At 42.6% G+C, this 256-nt stretch carries 1 protein-coding gene; it reads left to right on the forward strand.

Going from position 1 to position 256, the window contains the following annotated elements:
* A partial coding sequence (locus SB756_RS32365; RefSeq protein WP_410913541.1) for a hypothetical protein occupies window positions 1-212 on the forward strand: 212 nt, incomplete at its 5' end.
* Window positions 213-256 lie beyond the last annotated feature (44 nt).

Raw genomic sequence — 256 nt, forward strand, 5'->3', positions numbered from 1 at the left:
GTTGCTCGGCGTTATTAGATGCAGAAGCGATTATTATTGGCGGCCATATACCTAAAGAGCTGGCTGAAAAAGTGATAGCACGTACTGAGGTTTACGCGCAATTTAGACGAGGTGCTAAACGCCCAATGCCTAAGCTGGTGGTGTCTAATATTGATAATTTTCCGGTGTCGATAGGCGCAGCAACATTGCCATTTAGAGAGCTGTGTTTGTAGCGTTTTCTTATCTTAAAATAAATCGCGTAATTTAGCGATTTGGT

Origin of the sequence: Pseudomonas sp. SIMBA_068 (assembly GCF_046534705.1) — a bacterium.
Taxonomy (GTDB): Bacteria; Pseudomonadota; Gammaproteobacteria; order Pseudomonadales; family Pseudomonadaceae; genus Aquipseudomonas; species Aquipseudomonas putida.